Genomic DNA, 18,851 nt, shown 5'->3' on the forward strand with positions numbered 1-18,851 from the left:
ATGGGACTCTGCTCTATAAACTATAAGAATAGAGAGCATATATGTATCCAACCCATCAATTTAAAGATAAGTTTGTCTTATTTCTTAAGATATTTTTCCCTATCCTGATTTATCAGTTTGCCAATTATTCTGCCTCTTTTGTGGATACAACCATGACTGGGCAGTACAATACCATGGACTTGGCGGGTGTTTCAACTGCAACGAGTCTATGGAATCCTTTTTTCACCTTTTTAACAGGGATTGTTTCGGCCATGGTTCCCATCATCGGCCATCATCTAGGAAGAGGCAAAAAGGAAGAAGTAGCATCTGACTTTTACCAATTTATTTATTTGGCCTTGGGTCTATCTGTGGTCTTACTGGGACTGGTACTTTTCTTGGCACCTCCTGTCTTAAATCATATCGGACTAGAAGCTCAAGTAGCGGCAGTTGCAGTTTCTTATCTTTGGTACTTGTCTATCGGAATTATTCCCTTGTTGCTTTTCAGTGTTATCCGATCGCTACTTGATTCACTCGGTCTGACCAAGCTATCTATGTACCTCATGCTCTTATTGCTACCTTTAAATTGTGGATTTAACTATTTGTTAATTTACGGTGCCTTTGGGTTTCCAGAGTTAGGTGGAGCAGGAGCAGGCTTAGGAACTTCCCTAGCTTACTGGTGCCTCCTTGGAATCTCTGCCATCATCCTTTTAAAGCAAGAAAAGTTAAAAGAGTTTCATTTGGAAAAACCGCTTCCGCTTGACCTAGTAAAGATCAAAGAAGGGATTCGCTTGGGCTTACCAATCGGTGGTACTGTTTTTGCTGAGGTGATTATTTTTTCTGTCGTTGGTTTGATGATGGCTAAGTTTTCGTCTATGATTATTGCCAGCCACCAGTCAGCCATGAACTTCTCAACTCTCATGTATGCCTTTCCGGTGAGCATTTCTTCTGCCATGGCCATAGTTGTTTCTTATGAAGTTGGGGCTAAGCGTTTTGATGATGCCAAGACCTATATCAAAATTGGTCGTTGGATAGCGTTGATATTTGCAGGTTTTACCTTAAGCTTCCTCTATATCTTGAGAGATATTGTAGCCAGTTTATATGGAAATAATCCTGACTTCATTGAATTAACATCTACCTTCCTAACTTATAGTCTATTTTTCCAGTTAGCTGACACCGTTGCAGCTCCTTTACAAGGAATACTGAGAGGCTATAAGGATACGGTTGTTCCCTTCTATCTAGGAGTAATTGCTTACTGGGCTGTTTCCATTCCGTTAGGCTTATTCCTAGACCAAGTGACAACTTTGGGAGCCTATTCTTACTGGATTGGTCTAATAGCGAGTTTGGTCGTTAGTGCTATCCTCTATCAAGGGCGCTTGCAAACAATTATGAAAAGATTTGAAGTTTCCAATGTCAAATAAACTTTGTGAAAAAATGTTTTAATTTATAGAAAATCCCGATAAACTGGGGTTTTCTTTTTGTATTTTGTGAAAGAATCTAAGCATATATTTTGACAGTGCTTTCATAATGCGATAGAATGAGGATATAAAACTTTAAACCTAGAAAGGCGAGATTATGTCAACTTTAGATAGAAATCTCTTGCTAGAGATGTTCCGTAAGATGGAAGAAATCCGTCGAATGGACTTAAAAATTGCACAATTAGTAAAAAAAGGGAAAGTTCCTGGTATGACTCACTTTTCTGTTGGAGAGGAAGCCGCTAACGTCGGAGCTATGCTGGCTCTCAATCCAGATGATCTGATTACCTCAAACCACCGTGGTCATGGACAGGCTATCGCCAAAGGAATTGACCTCAACGGAATGATGGCTGAAATCCTTGGGAAATACACTGGAACCTGTAAAGGAAAAGGTGGTTCCATGCACATTGCAGACCTTGATGCAGGTAACCTTGGTGCCAATGGTATCGTAGGTGGTGGTATGGGAATCGCTGTCGGTGCAGCCCTCAGCCAGCAAATGAAAAAGACAGGCAAGATTGTTGTCTGCTTCTTTGGTGACGGTGCTACCAACGAAGGTGTTTTCCACGAAGCTGTTAACATGGCTTCCATCTGGAACCTTCCAGTCATTTTCTACTGCATTAACAACGGTTATGGGATCTCTGCGGATATCAAGAAAATGACCAATGTAGAGCATATTCATCAACGTAGCGCTGCTTATGGAATTCCTGGAATGTTTATTGAAGACGGAAACAATGTCATTGATGTTTATGAAGGATTTAAGAAAGCTGTAGACCATGTTCGTGGTGGCAATGGCCCAGTCTTGATTGAAAGTGTAACCTATCGTTGGCTTGGTCACTCATCATCTGACCCTGGTAAATATCGTACCCGTGAAGAAGTGGAATTGTGGAAACAAAAAGACCCAATCGAAAATCTTCGCAAATACCTCATTGAAAACAATATTGCAAGTGCAGAAGAATTGGAAGAAATTCAAGCACAAGTCAAGGAAGCAGTAGAAGCCTCTGTTAAATTTGCAGAAGAAAGCCCATTCCCACCGCTAGAATCGGCCTTTGAAGATATTTACGCAGACTAAGGAGAAAGAGATAAAATGGAAACAAAAACAATGTCGTTCCGTGACACCATTATCCTTGCTATGTCTGAGGAAATGCGTCGCGATGAAAATGTATTCTTGATGGGAGAAGACGTCGGTGTCTTCGGAGGAGACTTCGGAACTTCTGTTGGAATGCTTGAAGAATTTGGTCCAGAACGTGTCCGTGACTGTCCTATTTCTGAAGCTGCTATCTCTGGAGCAGCAGCGGGAGCAGCCATGACGGGACTTCGTCCAATCGTCGATATGACCTTTATGGACTTCTCAGTCATTGCCATGGACAATATCGTTAACCAAGCTGCTAAAACACGCTATATGTTTGGTGGTAAGGGACAGGTTCCAATGACTGTCCGTTGTGCAGCTGGTAACGGAGTTGGTTCTGCGGCCCAGCACTCGCAATCACTAGAGTCTTGGTTTACTCACATTCCAGGACTTAAGGTTGTAGCACCAGGTACGCCTGCGGACATGAAAGGACTGCTCAAGTCTTCTATCCGTGATAATAACCCTGTTATCATTCTTGAGTATAAGTCAGAATTTAACCAAAAAGGGGAAGTGCCAGTTGATCCAGACTACACAATCCCACTTGGAGTTGGCGAAATTAAACGCGAAGGAACGGATGTAACAGTTGTTACTTACGGTAAAATGCTTCGCCGCGTGGTTCAAGCAGCTGAAGAATTGACAGAAGAAGGAATTTCGGTTGAAATTGTGGACCCACGCACCCTTGTACCGCTTGATAAGGATATCATCATTAACTCAGTGAAGAAGACAGGTAAGGTCGTACTGGTCAACGATGCCCATAAAACAAGTGGCTATATCGGAGAGATTTCAGCAATTATTTCAGAATCAGAAGCATTTGACTATCTAGATGCACCAATCCGCCGTTGTGCAGGAGAAGATGTGCCAATGCCTTACGCACAAAACCTAGAAAATGCTATGATTCCAACCGTTGAAAGCATCAAAGATGCAATCCGTAAAACCTATAACAAAGAATAAGATTGCATAAGATAAATTATGTAAACTATTTGTAGGTTTTAACTTTAACAACTTGAGATATGTTTTGTATCCAAGTTGTTTGTAAAGTTGCGACAGGAACGAATCGAATTGTTATTATTCGATGAGTGACTTAGTAAGTCTACTAGGTTGACCGCCTAATAGCGGCAACCGTAGCAACTTGAGATGCGTGTTGTATCCAAGTTACTTGTAGAGTTGAACACGGGCTAAAAACTCGGAAAAAAGATAAATCTTCTTGGCTTCATCGAAGTCTGCGTTGATTTCCTATTTTTCAGTCGCTTTTTTACGCCCTTAGTATCATGTAATTGAATTCGGACGGAGGTCTGCGAAAAAAAGATAGATTTCCTTGTGTTCATCGAACACATCGTCAATCTCCTATTTTTTCATTGCCCTCTTCGTCCTTAATATCTTATATTCGAACACGGGCTAAAAGCTCGAAAAAAAGATAAATCTCCTTGGCTTCATCGAAGTCTGCGTTGATTTCCTATTTTTTGGTCGCTTTTAAACGCCCTTAGTATCATAATTAGAATTGGAGAGGTCATGGCTGATGACAAGCTAAGAGCGACTCCTGCGGCTAGAAAGTTAGCGGATGATTTAGGTATCAACCTCTACGACGTTTCTGGCTCAGGTGCAAACGGTCGTGTCCACAAAGAAGACGTGGAAACTTATAAAGACACAAACGTGGTTCGCATTTCGCCACTTGCAAAACGAATTGCCCTCGAACATAACATTGCTTGGCAGGAAATCCAAGGAACTGGTCATCGTGGTAAGATCATGAAGAAGGACGTTTTGGCCTTCCTTCCTGAAAATATCGAAAACGACACCATCAAGTCACCTGCTCAAATCGAAAAAGTGGAAGAAGTTCCAGACAATATCACTCCTTATGGTGAGATTGAGCGTATTCCAATGACACCAATGCGTAAGGTCATCGCCCAACGTATGGTTGAATCCTACCTAACTGCGCCAACCTTCACGCTCAACTACGATGTCGATATGTCTGAAATGCTAGCTCTTCGTAAGAAGGTTCTTGAACCAATCATGGAAGCAACTGGTAAGAAAATTACGGTTACTGACCTTCTTTCACTGGCTGTTGTTAAGACATTGATGAAACACCCTTACATCAACGCTTCGTTAACTGAAGATGGTAAAACCATTGTCACTCACAACTATGTCAACCTTGCTATGGCAGTTGGGATGGATAATGGATTGATGACACCCGTTGTCTATAATGCTGAAAAGATGAGTCTTTCAGAGTTGGTTGTTGCCTTCAAAGATGTCATTGGTCGTACCTTGGATGGTAAATTAGCTCCAAGTGAGTTGCAAAACTCAACCTTCACAATTAGTAACTTGGGAATGTTTGGCGTTCAGTCCTTTGGTCCGATCATCAACCAACCAAACTCAGCTATCCTCGGGGTTAGCTCAACAGTTGAGAAACCTGTAGTTGTAAATGGTGAGATTGTTATCCGACCAATCATGAGTCTAGGATTAACCATTGACCACCGTGTCGTAGATGGTATGGCTGGTGCTAAGTTTATGAAAGACTTAAAAGCTTTGATTGAGAATCCAATCTCAATGTTGGTTTAAGTCAGCTATTATTATTTTAGAGATTTAGATAAAGGAAGTAAGACATGGCCTTAGAAGTAATTATGCCAAAAGCCGGCGTGGATATGACAGAAGGACAAATCGTCCAATGGAATAAAAAAGTCGGTGAATTTGTAAAAGAAGGAGAAATCCTTTTGGAAATCATGACTGACAAAGTCAGCATGGAATTGGAAGCCGAAGAAGATGGATACTTGATTGCTATCCTCAAAGGAGATGGTGAAACTGTTCCAGTAACGGAAGTCATCGGTTACCTTGGAGAAGAAGGGGAAAATATCCCAACAGCTGGAGCGGCAGCGCCAGAATCAAAACCTGCACCTGCAGCTAGTGCCTCAAACGACGATGGTAAGAGCGATGATGCCTTTGATATCGTTGTAATTGGTGGAGGTCCTGCTGGTTATGTTGCAGCGATTAAAGCTGCCCAACTCGGTGGGAAGGTAGCCCTTGTTGAAAAATCTGAACTCGGTGGAACCTGCTTGAACCGTGGATGTATCCCAACTAAGACCTACCTTCACAATGCTGAAATCATCGAAAACATCGGTCATGCAGCAAACCGTGGTATCGTCATCGAAAATCCAAACTTCACTGTAGATATGGACAAACTCCTTGAAACCAAGTCTAAGGTTGTCAATACCTTAGTTGGCGGAGTTGCTGGTCTCCTTCGTAGCTACGGAGTTACTGTACATAAGGGAATTGGTACCATCACTAAAGACAAGAATGTCTTGGTAAATGGTTCTGAATTGCTTGAAACTAAGAAGATCATCCTTGCTGGTGGTTCAAAAGTCAGCAAGATTAACGTTCCTGGTATGGAATCTTCACTCGTGATGACCAGTGACGACATTCTTGAAATGAACGAAGTTCCAGAAAGCCTTGTTATTATCGGTGGTGGAGTTGTCGGTATCGAACTCGGTCAGGCCTTCATGACATTTGGTTCAAAAGTGACTGTTATCGAAATGATGGACCGTATTGTTCCAGCTATGGATGCTGAAGTTTCTAAGAACCTTCGCTTGATCCTTGAGCGTAAAGGAATGACCATCTTGACAGGTACAAAATTGCAAGAAATCATCGAAGAAAATGGTCAACTTCGTATCAAGGTTGAAGGAAAAGACGATATCATTGCAAATAAAGCTCTTCTTTCAATCGGTCGTGTACCAGATCTTGAAGGAATTGGCGATGTTGAGTTCGAGTTAGACCGTGGTCGTATCAAGGTTAATGAATATATGGAAACTTCTGTTCCAGGTATCTATGCACCAGGTGATATCAATGGTACTAAGATGTTGGCTCACGCAGCCTTCCGTATGGGTGAAGTAGCAGCTGAAAATGCCCTTAAAGGAAATCACGTTGTAGCGAAACTTAACTTGACTCCTGCAGCCATTTACACTCTTCCTGAAGTAGCAGCAGTAGGTTTGACAGAAGAGCAGGCTCGTGAGAAATACGATGTTGCCATCGGTAAATTCAACTTTGCTGCGAACGGACGTGCTATTGCATCGGATGCTGCTCAAGGTTTCGTAAAAGTCATTGCAGATAAGAAATACGGGGAAATCCTTGGTGTGCATATCATTGGTCCTGCAGCCGCAGAATTGATCAACGAAGCATCAAGCATCATCGAAATGGAAATCACTGTTGAAGAAATGCTGAAGACTATCCACGGACACCCAACATACTCTGAAGTTATGTACGAAGCATTTGCGGATGTACTAGGAATGGCCATCCATTCACCGAAGAAAAAATAAATCGAAGATAGAATAGACTGGAAAGGTATTTTTCAGTCTCTATCCTATAAAGGGATATCATGAAATACATTATCAATCATTCAAACGACACTGCATTTAATATCGCCTTGGAAGAATATGCCTTTAAACACTTACTAGATGAGGATCAAATCTTCCTTCTTTGGATTAACAAACCATCTATCATTGTTGGACGTCACCAGAACACTATCGAAGAAATCAACCGTGATTATGTTCGCGAAAATGGTATTGAGGTAGTCCGCCGTATCAGTGGTGGTGGAGCTGTTTATCACGATCTGAACAACCTCAACTACACGATTATCTCAAAAGAAGATGAAAACAAGGCCTTCGACTTCAAGAGCTTCTCAACCCCAGTTATCAATACCTTGGCTCAACTAGGTGTTAAGGCTGAATTCACAGGCCGCAATGACCTAGAGATTGACGGAAAGAAATTCTGTGGAAATGCCCAAGCCTATATCAACGGACGTATCATGCACCACGGTTGTTTGCTCTTTGACGTTGATTTGTCAGTCCTTGCTAACGCACTCAAGGTTTCAAAAGACAAATTTGAGTCAAAAGGTGTGAAATCCGTCCGTGCTCGTGTAACCAATATTATCAATGAATTACCAGAAAAAATCACAGTTGAAGAATTCCGTGATTTACTATTGGAATACATGAAAAAAGAGTACCCAGAGATGACTGAATACACTTTTTCTGAGCAAGAATTGGCCGAAATCAATCGCATCAAGGATACCAAGTTTGGAACTTGGGACTGGAACTACGGTAAATCACCTGAATTTAACGTCCGTCGTGGAACAAAATTTACCAGCGGTAAGGTTGAAGTTTTTGCCAACATCATTGAATCAAAAATCCAAGACATCAAGATTTATGGTGACTTCTTTGGTATCGAAGACGTTGCTGCAGTAGAAGATGTCCTTCGTGGAGTGAAATACGAACGCGAAGATGTCCTTAAGGCACTAGAAACTATTGATATCACACGCTACTTTGCTGGAATTAGCCGTGAAGAAATCGCTGAAGCGGTAGTGGGATAAAAGGAAAAGAAGCTGGTTGTATGACCAGCTTCTTTTTCAGTTATCTTATATATAATAATTTGTATTTTTTTAAAAAAGTGATATAATACAGATGTGAAGAGTTGCTCTGGAAAGGAGAAAAAACGGAAACTATATTTTGAGCAATTCATAATTTTATTGTTAAATAAAGCTTTTAATTTTAATTATGGAAGTTGAGTTGTAGCTTAGCGTGTCCTGTCTTTGCTGATTGGGTATCTGGTGGTAATTGGAGTTACGGAGGATATCATGATCCAAGCAATTGGGGAGCTTTCTCAAATTATTTCCACGCCTATCGTTGGAATTGGTCAAGTGTGACTCGGGCAAGTGACAGCAAATCTAATGTAGGTTATGCTTCTGCTCATTACATCATAAATAGAAATTTTGGTGAAGTTGTATACTTTAATTATGGATTTTAATTGCTAAAGTTTATCTTAGAGAGGAAAAATCTCTCTAGGATAAACTAGAAAGAGTAGAATTATGAAACGTTTATTTATACTTTTCTCGAACATTTTTATTCTAATCTTTCTGCTTTGGATTGCCTTTATTTCCCCAAATACGCTCATCTACCGAAGCCTCCCTGTGGTAGGAGTTCTTAAACAAGAAAGAGCTGTCACCTATGAGGAGCTTTCAGCCAACTTAGATCAGTTAGCAAGGGAAAGCAATAGTGTAATTGCTCGCCAGATTCAACAAACGGATTCGCAAGGTCAGGTCAAGTTCTCCTATGATATCTACGGAGAAGGAGAGCTTCCAAAGGGCATCAAAAAAGCAGATAAAGAAGTCGCTTCTAAGAAAAGCTTACTTACCAATTACTATATACTCTCAGGGAAGTTACCACTCGAAAAGTTGGATCAAAAACTACACGAACTTGGTTTCTCAAAGACTTTCATGAATAAGCCTAATCTCTTGCAGAATTTTATGGCATTTTTTGGTTCCGGTTCCCAATCCTTAGCCTTGGTTATTTTTATTCTTAGCTTTAGTGCATTGGCCATTATTCAAAAAACACTTGAATTGAGGAGTGCAGGGATTCGTTATATTGCAGGGATGAGACGGTACCAACTCTTTGGACGTTCTCTCATGGAAGACAGCAGAGAGCTGCTTTTAGGATGTATTGGAGCCAGTGCCTTAGGATCCATTTTGATTTATTGCTTACAATTAACCCCCTTTGCCTATTCCTTCATTATTTCAAGTAGTATCATTTATAATACGCTCTTACTCATCGTATCAGCTCTCCTGTCCTTTATCTTTGCTTTCAGCATCCAGACGGTGCACTTAGTTAGCCTTTTAAAAGGGAAAATTCCAGTAAAAAGGATTTTAGTTTTTCTCTTTACCTGTCAATTTCTCGCTGTTGCTCTCATTGGCCTTGCTATCCATCGGGTCAGTATCTATGGTTCTGTCTGGCAGACTTACCAAGAGGGGAAAGTGGCTTGGTCTAAAGAGACGAATTGGGTTCAAATTGGTGTAAATCGGGAGGATTTTTCACAGAATACAAACGAAGAGACGCAAATTGAGAACAGAGCAAAATGGTCTAAGCTCATCGAGTCTGGCATCGAAAAAGGTGGTCTCTTGGTCTATCATCAGCTCGCATCTTTTAATTCAAAAGGCTTCATGAATGATCCTAGAACAGGGAGAAATCTTTCGATCACAGATTACGATCCTCTTGCCAATACTCTATATGCGACTCCAAACTACCTCGATATACAAAAAGTAGCTGTTTCCCCCGAGGAAAAAGAGCGTTTGAATCACTTGCAAGCTGGAGAATTTGGACTTTTGCTCCCTGAAAAGTTGAAAGGGCAAGAAGAGGAGTTGAAAAAACGCTATGAAGATTATCTGACTCCTAATGATGAACAAGGAAAGAGTCAGTTGCCTATGAAAGCACGGGTGACCTATCTTCCTAACAACCAAAAACGCTTTATCTATAATAATACACCGATGAACTATCAGCAATTCTTGACCGATCCGATTTTGGTTGTTGTTCAACCTAAAAGCTTTGGTGGCTACGAAAATCCTTATTTCTCTCATCTTAATTCTTATCTCTACTTTGATGGTCTGGAAAAAAGCAAGAAGCTAATAGCTGAGCATGGGCTTGAAAAAAACGTGAGTCAATACGACTATGCAGCGGCTGTCTATCAGCAGATGACCCAATCCATTCAATTAGAGAACCTCATGGCCATTGCTGGCGGTATCTTCGGAATGGCGACTTCCATTCTACTCTTTAGCACCATGAATTTCCTCTATTTTGAAGAGTTTAGAAAACCGATATTCCTGAAGAAGATTGCGGGTATGGACTTTTTGAAAATTCACCAAAGCATGCTCGTATCGGAGATTGCCATGCTGTTATTAGGTAGTGTCCTGATTTTCTTTCTCACACAGGAATGGTGGATCGCTATCGTCACGCTTTTATTATTTACGATTAATGCTTGGCTGATTCTCCTTTACCGCTCGCACAAAGAAGAGCATTTCTTGCCCATTATTCTGAAAGGAGCCTAATATGATTAAAATAGAACATCTGGAAAAATCATTTGGAGAACGGACCGTCTTTCAGGATATCAATCTGCAATTTGCAGCAGGAAAGGTCTATGCGCTAATCGGAAATAGTGGTTGTGGCAAGACGACTTTGCTTAATATGATTGCAAAACTAGAATCTTATGATGAAGGAAAAATACTGTATAAAGAGAAGGATATAAAAACGATAAAATCTACAATATTTTTTAGAAATGAGCTAGGCTACCTTTTCCAAAATTTTGGATTGCTAGACAATGAAACTGTGTCTTCTAATTTAGATTTAGGCCTTATTAATCGACAGTGTAATCGTAAAGAAAAAGAGAATTACAAAAAAGAAGTATTAGCAAGAGTAGGATTATCTCACATTCATTTAGAACAAAAAGTGTATGAATTATCTGGTGGTGAAGCACAACGTGTCGCCCTGGCCAAGATTATTCTGAAAGATCCTCCGTTAATACTCGCAGATGAGTTGACCGCTGCACTTGATCCAATAACTTCACAAGAAATCATGAAGATATTATTAACAATGAAGAATCAAAATCGTCTAATCATCATTGCAACTCATAATCCTGATATTTGGAATCAAGCAGATGAGGTTATTAATCTAAATAGACTATAAATAATAAAACAGAAGCTCGGTGGAGGAGGAGTTTCTGTTTTACTTTATATTACAAAGTTGCATAATTTATTTTATGTATTTCACAAACTATCCAAAGCATTCTTTTGTTCATCATTGACGATATGGGTATAGAGGTCAGTGACTTGTGTACTAGCATGCCCTAGCTGGTGGCTGACCAAAACTTGCGATTTAGTCGCATCATAGAGCCTAGTTGCTAAGGTATGGCGTAGTTTGTGGGGGGTTACACGCACTTTGAAGTCCTCAGAGTACTTAGCAACCATTTTTTCAACACTGGAAGCATCGATACGATTGGGAACACCACGATATAAGGTCAGAAAGAGTGCTGTATCCGTCTTTTCCGTCTTATAGCGTTGATTTCGAATGGCTAGATAATTCTCTAGATAAGGCTTTGCAAAGGCAGCGACATTGACCGAGTCACGTTTGCCCCCTTTACGTGTGACATCAATGACCATCATTTTGAGATTGAGATCTCTTAGATCGAGATTAACTGCTTCAGACAAGCGAACACCAGACGCCAAGAGAAGAGCAATAATGGCTAAATCACGTTCCTTATTTTTATTAAATGACGAAAGAGCCCGATTCGAAAGCTGTTGTGGGTATTCTTGGTCGATATAAGTCAGAAAACCTTCTGTTTCATCGCCTAGAAAGAGTTTTTGCTTGATGTTTTCAGCTCTGGCAGCAAGTGTTTCTTTCTTTTTCTTAGTTGAAACTTTCTTCATTACATTACGATAGAAATAAGGCTCCCCTTGGTCGTTTTCAACTTCCTCAGTTAGATACTTATAAAGACTAGAAAGTGCCGATAAGGTTCGATTGATTGTTGTCTGAGAGACACCTTGTTTGGTTGTATTGGCATTCAGCAATGGGCGTTCACGTAGATATAGGATAAAGGATTCCATGTCTTTTTTTGTCATATGTTCTAAGACAGATAAGGGGATATCGGCCATTGTATCAACGTTTGAAATACCAGACTCCAAAACCCAGCTGAAAAATCGATCGTATTCCTTGAGATATTCGTACAAGGTTGTAAAACTGTAGGGCACAGCAAGCTTAGATTGGTAGTATTCCAGAACATACCAGGGCATGATTTGTTTTAGTTTGTCGATTCGTTGCAGTAAAATCTCACGTTTCATCTATTTTCTCCATAAATAAGTCTACTAGCAGTATAGCATAGACTTATTCATTTTTCAAGAAAATTATAGTTTTTCGGAAAGATGTTATAAGTGTTTGATGGATTCTAGAAAAAACAAAGACCTGGTTCCACAATCATAAGAAACAGGTCTTTTGTGTGTATGTAATCCGGCAATATGTTTATATTTCAATTTCTCTAAAATATTGCAATTGCCATTTTTGTGTTGCTCGAGCTGTTGTATTTAAATTTGTGCACCAAGGAGGATAAAATCTCATAGACATTTTTCCTTTGCAATTTGTTGTTGAGAGAATTTTTTTATGAATAGCCACCTCTTTTGGAATAATAAATAGTCCCACCTTATCTTTATCGATGACAACGATAATCAGCTCAGTCCCAAGATCTTCATTAGTATAAGGAACGTTCTTGTTATCTTGGTTTTTTTCCAGAAAACGGTAAAATATCCTTCTTTTTTTGGTGTTTTTTTTGCCAAGCGACATCTTTTATATTCTTGCTCTTCCTTTATCTTGATAAGAATACCTTCGTATTTTTCATTGTATTTTTCTTCAATGAAATCAAAATCGCCATAAAAATTATATAGAACATCGAGTATTTTCATTATGATGTTTGTCCTCCATAGCAAATAACTTTTCCAAAGAATAATACTGTTTCCAACAAAATTAGCTACCGACTATACTCATCTTTTTTATGTATTACCATATAGCAGGATATCAAAATGACGAAAATTTTAATCAGGTAGGTTTCGTATCGATCAGTATCTATGGTTAGCTGAGACAAGACGTTAATGATCGAATGTGTCATAACGCAAATCCAAAGATTCTTTGTTTTGATATAAAGAGCTGAGAGTATGAAAGAATTTGTCAGCAATCCAAATAAAAACGGTAGAGTTTGCAGAGTTGCTAGGGAACCATCCATGTAAAAGAACAATAGATGCCAAAGCGCCCAGCTAAAAAAAGTTAAGATTGTTGAGTAAAAATATGGCAGCTTCTCTTGTAAGATTGGTTGAAAGACATATCGCCATCCAATCTCTTCTATACCACCAAATACAATAAATTTGAAGAACATCAAAAATGGGAGATACCAGCTAAATTCTATTATTTTCCCACCCAACATTAGAAAAGAAAAATCAAGGATAATTAGGAAAAAAGATAATAAATAATGTTTATAACTAGTATGGATGTTAAAAAAATCTTTTACGATCTTCTTAAAATGAATATGAAAATAGTGATTTGCAACAATTATTCCCCAAAGAGCTGAAGAAATCCCACCAACAATGATTCCTAAAACAGTTAATAGATTGGAATGAACAGAAAAATGATTCAAGAAAAAGAAAAGGAGACAAACTGATACTATTTGGCTAAATGTGCCTAGCAAATATACCGCAATTGCCTTACTTCTTTTCATAGAGAATCCTTTCAAATTTAATTTACGTAAAATAAATTATGTAAAATAAATTACAACAACAAATCTTTGACTTTCCCAATTTCACTTTTTGGAATCACCAGGTGAATCATATCACCAAGATACATTCTAGTTGAGCCGTTAACTGTTTGGCTTTTGCCATTATGGACTTGGGTGGTGATGAGTACGTTATGTGGCAAGTTGAGCTCGTGAACCTGCTTTCCTGCTATTTTATCAGAAACAGGGATTTCAATTAGGGTAACTTCTCCTTCGTCTGTTGCTTCTTCTGGTAGCATTTTTTCAAGCATGGCCTCATAGACTGGAGCACCCTTGAGCAAATCCATGACGATGTAGGCAACTAAGGTCACTAAGCCAAGAGGCATGAGGTTGCGAATATCCCCGACCATCTCGGTTACGAGTATCATAGCAGTTAATGGAGCCTTGGAAATTGCTCCAAAGTAGCCACTCATTCCTAAAATGACAAATATAGGGAATTGTTCCTGACTGACAAGCCCAAGATTGACACAAATGACACCGACTAGGGCACCAAGTAAGGAACCGAGCGCCAGAATAGGAAGGAAAATTCCTCCTGGGAGCCCACTTCCATAACTAATCATGCTCCAAACAAAGCGAATCAAAAAGTAAGCTAATAGAACTTGGAAACTGAAATCTTGCTCAGTTAGGGAGAGGACCAGCTGATTTCCACCACCAAGAATCTGAGGTAAGAAAATTCCGACTGGTATGATAAGAATAAAAGCCAAGATTGGATAATAAGCTTTATCCAAATGGATTTTTTGACCAAGCCAGTCATAAATTTGACCAACATTGAGTACAGCTTTCTCATAGAGAAAACCAGATAGCCCGAGAAAAACTCCCATAAGGAGGTAAATCCAATACTGGTCTAGGGTCATGAGAGGAATGTTATCTGGCATATCCAGTACGGGGGTTAAGCCAAATATGAGTAGTGAGACAAAGTTTGCTACGAGACTGGCTGCTAGAGTTGAGACCCAGAAAAAGCGTGAAAAATGGTGGTAAACTTCTTCTACAACAAAGAGGAGACCTGCTATCGGTGCATTAAAGGCAGCGGCTAAGCCTGCAGCAGCCCCACTGGCAATCAGGGAGCGTTCTTCAACTGGGCTAGATTTGAGCCACTTGGCAATGCCTTTACCACCAACTGCTCCAAGTTGAATACTTGGCCCTTCTCGACCTAGCATGAGGCCACTTGCAATAGCAAGAATCCCTAGAATATATTTCTTCCAGAGGACACTCCACCAATTAAGTGACATGAGCCCTTTTAATTCGGCCTCAACTTGTGGGATTCCTGAGCCTTTAATATCCTTTTCCGATCTAGTTAATTTAGCGCTGAGCCAGCAAACTATTAAATAAAATAGACCAATGATAAAAAGATTGCGCACTAGGTGCGCTTGATCTTGATAGAGTCCTTGTATCAGATGGAAACCCTTTTCGATTAAGAAACGAAAGGATCCGACGATTAGACCGACGACGAGACCAACAATGACTCCTCGTCCAACTTGGGATAATATGGTGCTTGAGGCAAAGGCAAATTCTTTCTTGGACCGGAGTATTTCTGACTGTTCCTCCATAATCATTTCCTCCAACTTAACTTTCTATATTTGCTGCGACCAGTGATTTTATCGGTTCAAAACTGGTTCGATGAATTGGGGTGACACCTAGTTTTTCCAGCCCTTCTAGATGTTTAGCTGTTCCATAGCCTGCATTAGCCGTGAAATCATAGCCAGGATATTGCTGATCGTATTCCTTCATTAAATTATCCCGTGTCACTTTGGCAACTATGGATGCAGCTGCGATAGAGAGGGAGTTAGCATCTCCTTTGATAATGGAGGTTTGTGAAATTGGTAACTCCAGTTTCATGGCATCTATCAAGAGGTGCTTAGGTTGGGGACTGAGCTGGGAGATTGCTTCTTTCATGGCCAGTTTGGTCGCTTCATAGATATTGACTTGGTCAATGATGTGATTATCCATGATACCAATTCCGATTGCCAAGGCTTGATCTTGAACAGCATGATAAATTTCCAAATGTTTCTTTTTAGGGATCTTCTTGCTGTCGTTGAGGCCTCTAATCTTACAATTTTTCGGCAAGATAACGGCTGCAGAGACTACAGGTCCAGCCAGTGGACCACGGCCGACCTCATCAACACCTGCTATTAAGGTCACTCCTTGCTTATAAAGTTCTTTTTCATAGGAAAGCATGGATTCTAAACGAAGGTCTTCATCCAGTTCTGCCTGAATAGCTTTTTTTCGCTTGCTGATTTCCTTTTGAACTCCAGAACGAGGATCTCTTTCGAATTCCGGAAAAAGAGGATTGTCTAATTCTTTGACAGTAGCAAGAAGTTCTTTGATTTCTTTAATCGTTGTCATCGATGTCGTCCAATGTATCTAAGGTATAGTTACCGAGTTTTCCATCACGGACTTCCTTGACGAAGAGGCTGTAAAAGCGGTCGTAGTCGTCACGGAAACCGAGGGCACGGGTCATATCCATGATGATAACAGGCGCTTCTTCTTCTATCTTCATTTGTTTGAAGCGTTCAGCTAGCTTTTCTGGATAATGTTTTTTGAAATAATTGAGACCAAAAATGGTCACCTCATCCATAGGAAGCAACTGGTCTTTGATAGCTCCAGTTAGGGCTAGTTTGAGTGCGACAGTATCATCCTCAAACTTAGGCCAGAGAATCCCTGGTGTGTCTAAGATTTCAAGGTCTTTATTAGTTTTGAGCCATTGTTGCCCCTTGGTAACACCTGGTTTATTGCCGACAACCGCAATCTTTTTCCCAGCCAAACGATTCATCAGAGTTGACTTACCGGCATTTGGAATTCCGATAATCATGGTACGCAAGGTTTCGATTTTGATACCGCGTTCTTTCTGACGTGCAATCTTATCAGCCATGAGCTTTTTCGCTGCATCTGTCACAACTTTTACAGTAACTTGCTCTTTAGAATTTATAGCCAGAGTTTGAATTCCCTGTGATTCAAAGTACTGACGCCATTCTTTTGTCATTGCTGGATCAGCCAGATCTGTCTTGTTCAAAATCAAGAGTTTTGGTTTATCACCAACAATTTTATTTAACATAGGATTTTGACTAGATAAAGGTAGGCGAGCATCCACCAAAATCGTCACAAAATCAACAAATTTTAAATTCTCCTGAACCTGTCGCCGAGCCTTAGACATGTGGCCTGGAAACCATTGAATAGTAGCCATAATATTTTCCCCTTCCGACTAAAAAAACGTAATAAAACGTTTTCTTTCTCACCATCTATTCTATCATAAATTAGGTGTTTTTGCACAGGCTTTGACTAAAATAAAATCACACTATAGTACATAACTAAATTTATGTAATTCAATGTTCACTTGACTTAATGTGTAGTTTGGTATATACTTTGTATATACGGTTTCGTGGAGGTAGAGCGATGAATACAGTAAAGACTCGGAAGGTGGGAAATTCTCTCACAGTGACCATTCCTAAAAATTTGGGTATGACAGAAGGTCAAGAAATGGTTGTCTACAAAGGGATTGACGGAGTCATTGTCTTAGCTCCAAAACTGAAAGATCCTTTTGATGGGATTACTGATTTGAGAATGACAAACGATTTTGAAGGGGTAAGATCACTTGATAGCGAAATCTGAGTATATTCCTGAAAAGCAGGATATCATTTGGCTGGACTTTGATCCATCAGTTGGTCGAGAAATCCAGAAACGGCGACCTGCCTTGGTTGTTTCTAGGAGAGAATATGCCTTGCAAACTGGTTTTGTGGCTGTCTGTCCTATCACTCATGGCCAACATCGTTTGGCAGAAAAGGGCTTGCTTGTTCCTGTCTCATCAGATAAGGTAGATGGTGCTGTTAATCCATTTCAACTGTATACCTTCGATTTTCGGATGCGTAATGCTCAAAAAATAACAAGAATGGACACACAATGTTTTCAGAAAGTCGTCCAACTTTACCAGTACATCTTTGGAGATACTTAAATCCTACCATGCATAGACAAGGTAGGAATTTTTCTATATGAGTAACCTATCTAAAAACGGATGAAGACAATTGAGGAGAATCCCTCTAGTCCAACTTTCTTGTGCAGATGATAGATGTTCTGCCTGAAGGCATTCTTTTAGAAAATCGCGGACTTGTTCTGGTGAGATTTCAAACTCAAAGGCTTTCATCTTGTAGAAAAAGTCGATGAGATGCTCAGATAAGTATTCATCTGAAAAGCGTACTTCTCCACTTTTTCGATATTCTAATAGGAGCCGAGAAAATCTGGATTTTTCATCAGGCAAATCCCGAAAATAGGAATTAAGAAGCCAAGTCTGCTTCTGCTTTCGTTCAATAGGATCTTGACTTGCAATCCGCTGATCCTTTTCCAGCTCCTTCTGGTTTTGCTTAACCTTGATAGCCCGTTCATCTCTATTTTTTCCAAAGAGGATTTTCTCCCATTTTCGTTCTTCTTGAGTCAAGGTTTCTGTAAAACCAAAGTAATCTTGATAGGCTCGCTCTGCAGGTCCCATGGCAAGAATGAGGTTGTCAGCGTATTGCTTGGCGATTTTATCTCTTTTCTTACGTTCCTTCTCAGCCTGAATCCGTAAATGCTGCTCGTAGTCAATTTTCTCCTTGCCTAGTTTGACAAGGTAGAGTTGGTCATCGGTCTTACCAAGTAAAAAAGGTTTGATACACTTTTCCAACACTTCTTCCATACGAGCCTTCTTCTTTGGCTCTGCCTTGGTCCAACTTCCGCCTTGAAAGACCTCTAGGAAGAGCTGGTAATCTTTCTCAGGTGCAAATTGATTGCCACGATTGGCTTTGAAGACACCTTTTTCCAAAAACCATTTTAGAAGTCGTTCGTCAAAATCGCTTTTATTGACCTTGATATTTTCCTTTTTCTGAGCCTTTCTGGTTAGATTTTCAAACTTTCTGAGCAGTTTTTCTTCCTCTTCCAGTTGCTGGTCTAAACTCAGTCGATGAAAATGGCGAACACAGTCACTGCCGATAGGAAAGAGGCGTTGACCTGTAACTCCGTTAAAGAGTTCGTAGGCGTACTTGATGGCATTTCCACAGATACAGTTACTGTGCCCAATACCATTAAAAATCAAGGAAACTTCATTCCATTCCTTGGTAGCTTGATCCCAAGTATCAGCTTTTGAAGCTTGTAAAACCGCATCGTGCAGGGATTTTCTAACTGGAAGTGGCATG

17 protein-coding genes and 1 pseudogene are annotated in these 18,851 nt (G+C 40.0%); 11 read left to right on the forward strand and 7 right to left on the reverse strand.

All coding sequences use genetic code 11. The features are described from left to right. The first annotated feature begins 41 nt into the window (after positions 1 to 41). From D8801_RS02055 to D8801_RS02095, 9 genes are all read left to right on the forward strand, one after another. On the forward strand, positions 42 to 1,397 hold the full coding sequence (locus D8801_RS02055; RefSeq protein WP_125847485.1) for an MATE family efflux transporter: 1,356 nt from the start codon (positions 42 to 44) through the stop codon (positions 1,395 to 1,397). A 154-nt stretch (positions 1,398 to 1,551) separates the two neighbouring features. After that, on the forward strand, positions 1,552 to 2,520 hold the full coding sequence (locus D8801_RS02060; protein ID WP_125399631.1) for a thiamine pyrophosphate-dependent dehydrogenase E1 component subunit alpha: 969 nt from the start codon (positions 1,552 to 1,554) through the stop codon (positions 2,518 to 2,520). A 15-nt stretch (positions 2,521 to 2,535) separates the two neighbouring features. Next, positions 2,536 to 3,528 carry an alpha-ketoacid dehydrogenase subunit beta gene (locus D8801_RS02065; RefSeq protein ID WP_125847487.1) on the forward strand — a complete coding sequence of 331 codons (993 nt, stop codon included), beginning with the start codon at positions 2,536 to 2,538 and terminating at the stop codon, positions 3,526 to 3,528. Between the two features lie 558 nt (positions 3,529 to 4,086). After that, positions 4,087 to 5,130, forward strand: a complete 1,044-nt coding sequence (locus D8801_RS02070; protein WP_125449094.1) for a dihydrolipoamide acetyltransferase — start codon at positions 4,087 to 4,089, stop codon at positions 5,128 to 5,130. A gap of 44 nt (positions 5,131 to 5,174) precedes the next feature. Next, positions 5,175 to 6,878 carry a dihydrolipoyl dehydrogenase gene (gene lpdA, locus D8801_RS02075; protein ID WP_125847489.1) on the forward strand — a complete coding sequence of 568 codons (1,704 nt, stop codon included), beginning with the start codon at positions 5,175 to 5,177 and terminating at the stop codon, positions 6,876 to 6,878. A gap of 59 nt (positions 6,879 to 6,937) precedes the next feature. Beyond that, entirely contained in the window at positions 6,938 to 7,927 is a 990-nt protein-coding gene (locus D8801_RS02080; protein WP_125847491.1) for a lipoate--protein ligase, read from the forward strand. Positions 7,928 to 8,118: 191 nt separating this feature from the next. Then, a complete protein-coding gene (locus tag D8801_RS10095) occupies positions 8,119 to 8,361 on the forward strand; it encodes a lactococcin 972 family bacteriocin (protein ID WP_125847493.1) in 243 nt (80 codons plus the stop codon). Between the two features lie 61 nt (positions 8,362 to 8,422). Next, positions 8,423 to 10,432, forward strand: coding sequence for a DUF1430 domain-containing protein (locus D8801_RS02090; protein WP_125847495.1), 2,010 nt, complete (start codon positions 8,423 to 8,425; stop codon positions 10,430 to 10,432). A 1-nt stretch (position 10,433) separates the two neighbouring features. Then, positions 10,434 to 11,066, forward strand: a complete 633-nt coding sequence (locus D8801_RS02095) for an ABC transporter ATP-binding protein (protein ID WP_125847497.1) — start codon at positions 10,434 to 10,436, stop codon at positions 11,064 to 11,066. An 80-nt stretch (positions 11,067 to 11,146) separates the two neighbouring features. On the opposite strand, the gene xerS is transcribed toward D8801_RS02095, so the two are convergent. From xerS to ylqF, 6 genes and pseudogenes are all read right to left on the reverse strand, one after another. After that, on the reverse strand, positions 11,147 to 12,217 hold the full coding sequence (gene xerS / locus D8801_RS02100; RefSeq protein ID WP_125847499.1) for a tyrosine recombinase XerS: 1,071 nt from the start codon (positions 12,215 to 12,217) through the stop codon (positions 11,147 to 11,149). Positions 12,218 to 12,395: 178 nt separating this feature from the next. Further along, positions 12,396 to 12,832, reverse strand: a pseudogene (locus tag D8801_RS02105) (MepB family protein). A gap of 65 nt (positions 12,833 to 12,897) precedes the next feature. Next, complete coding sequence (locus D8801_RS02110) at positions 12,898 to 13,638, reverse strand: CPBP family intramembrane glutamic endopeptidase (protein WP_125847501.1); 741 nt, start codon at positions 13,636 to 13,638, stop codon at positions 12,898 to 12,900. A gap of 50 nt (positions 13,639 to 13,688) precedes the next feature. Next, positions 13,689 to 15,239 (reverse strand): ClC family H(+)/Cl(-) exchange transporter, encoded by a 1,551-nt coding sequence (locus D8801_RS02115; RefSeq protein WP_125847503.1) that lies wholly within the window; start codon positions 15,237 to 15,239, stop codon positions 13,689 to 13,691. A gap of 16 nt (positions 15,240 to 15,255) precedes the next feature. Then, positions 15,256 to 16,035 carry a ribonuclease HII gene (locus D8801_RS02120; protein WP_125847505.1) on the reverse strand — a complete coding sequence of 260 codons (780 nt, stop codon included), beginning with the start codon at positions 16,033 to 16,035 and terminating at the stop codon, positions 15,256 to 15,258. Further along, the gene (gene ylqF / locus D8801_RS02125) at positions 16,022 to 16,873 is read right to left on the reverse strand and encodes a ribosome biogenesis GTPase YlqF (protein ID WP_125847506.1); all 852 of its coding nucleotides are present in this window, start codon (positions 16,871 to 16,873) and stop codon (positions 16,022 to 16,024) included. Before ylqF ends, D8801_RS02120 begins: the two co-directional genes overlap by 14 nt. 209 nt (positions 16,874 to 17,082) lie before the next feature. On the opposite strand from ylqF, the gene mazE reads away from it, so the two are divergent. Both mazE and D8801_RS02135 read left to right on the forward strand, forming a co-directional pair. After that, the gene (mazE, locus tag D8801_RS02130) at positions 17,083 to 17,298 is read left to right on the forward strand and encodes a type II toxin-antitoxin system PemI/MazE family antitoxin (protein WP_001098942.1); all 216 of its coding nucleotides are present in this window, start codon (positions 17,083 to 17,085) and stop codon (positions 17,296 to 17,298) included. Further along, on the forward strand, positions 17,282 to 17,638 hold the full coding sequence (locus tag D8801_RS02135; protein WP_084851236.1) for a type II toxin-antitoxin system PemK/MazF family toxin: 357 nt from the start codon (positions 17,282 to 17,284) through the stop codon (positions 17,636 to 17,638). The genes mazE and D8801_RS02135 overlap by 17 nt, the downstream gene beginning before the upstream one ends. A 33-nt stretch (positions 17,639 to 17,671) precedes the next feature. Here D8801_RS02135 and D8801_RS02140 read toward each other — a convergent pair whose 3' ends face one another. Continuing rightward, entirely contained in the window at positions 17,672 to 18,850 is a 1,179-nt protein-coding gene (locus tag D8801_RS02140) for a hypothetical protein (RefSeq protein ID WP_125847508.1), read from the reverse strand. Position 18,851 lies beyond the last annotated feature (1 nt).

The sequence above is a fragment of the Streptococcus oralis genome, from assembly GCF_003943415.1.
Taxonomy (GTDB): Bacteria; Bacillota; Bacilli; order Lactobacillales; family Streptococcaceae; genus Streptococcus; species Streptococcus oralis_BJ.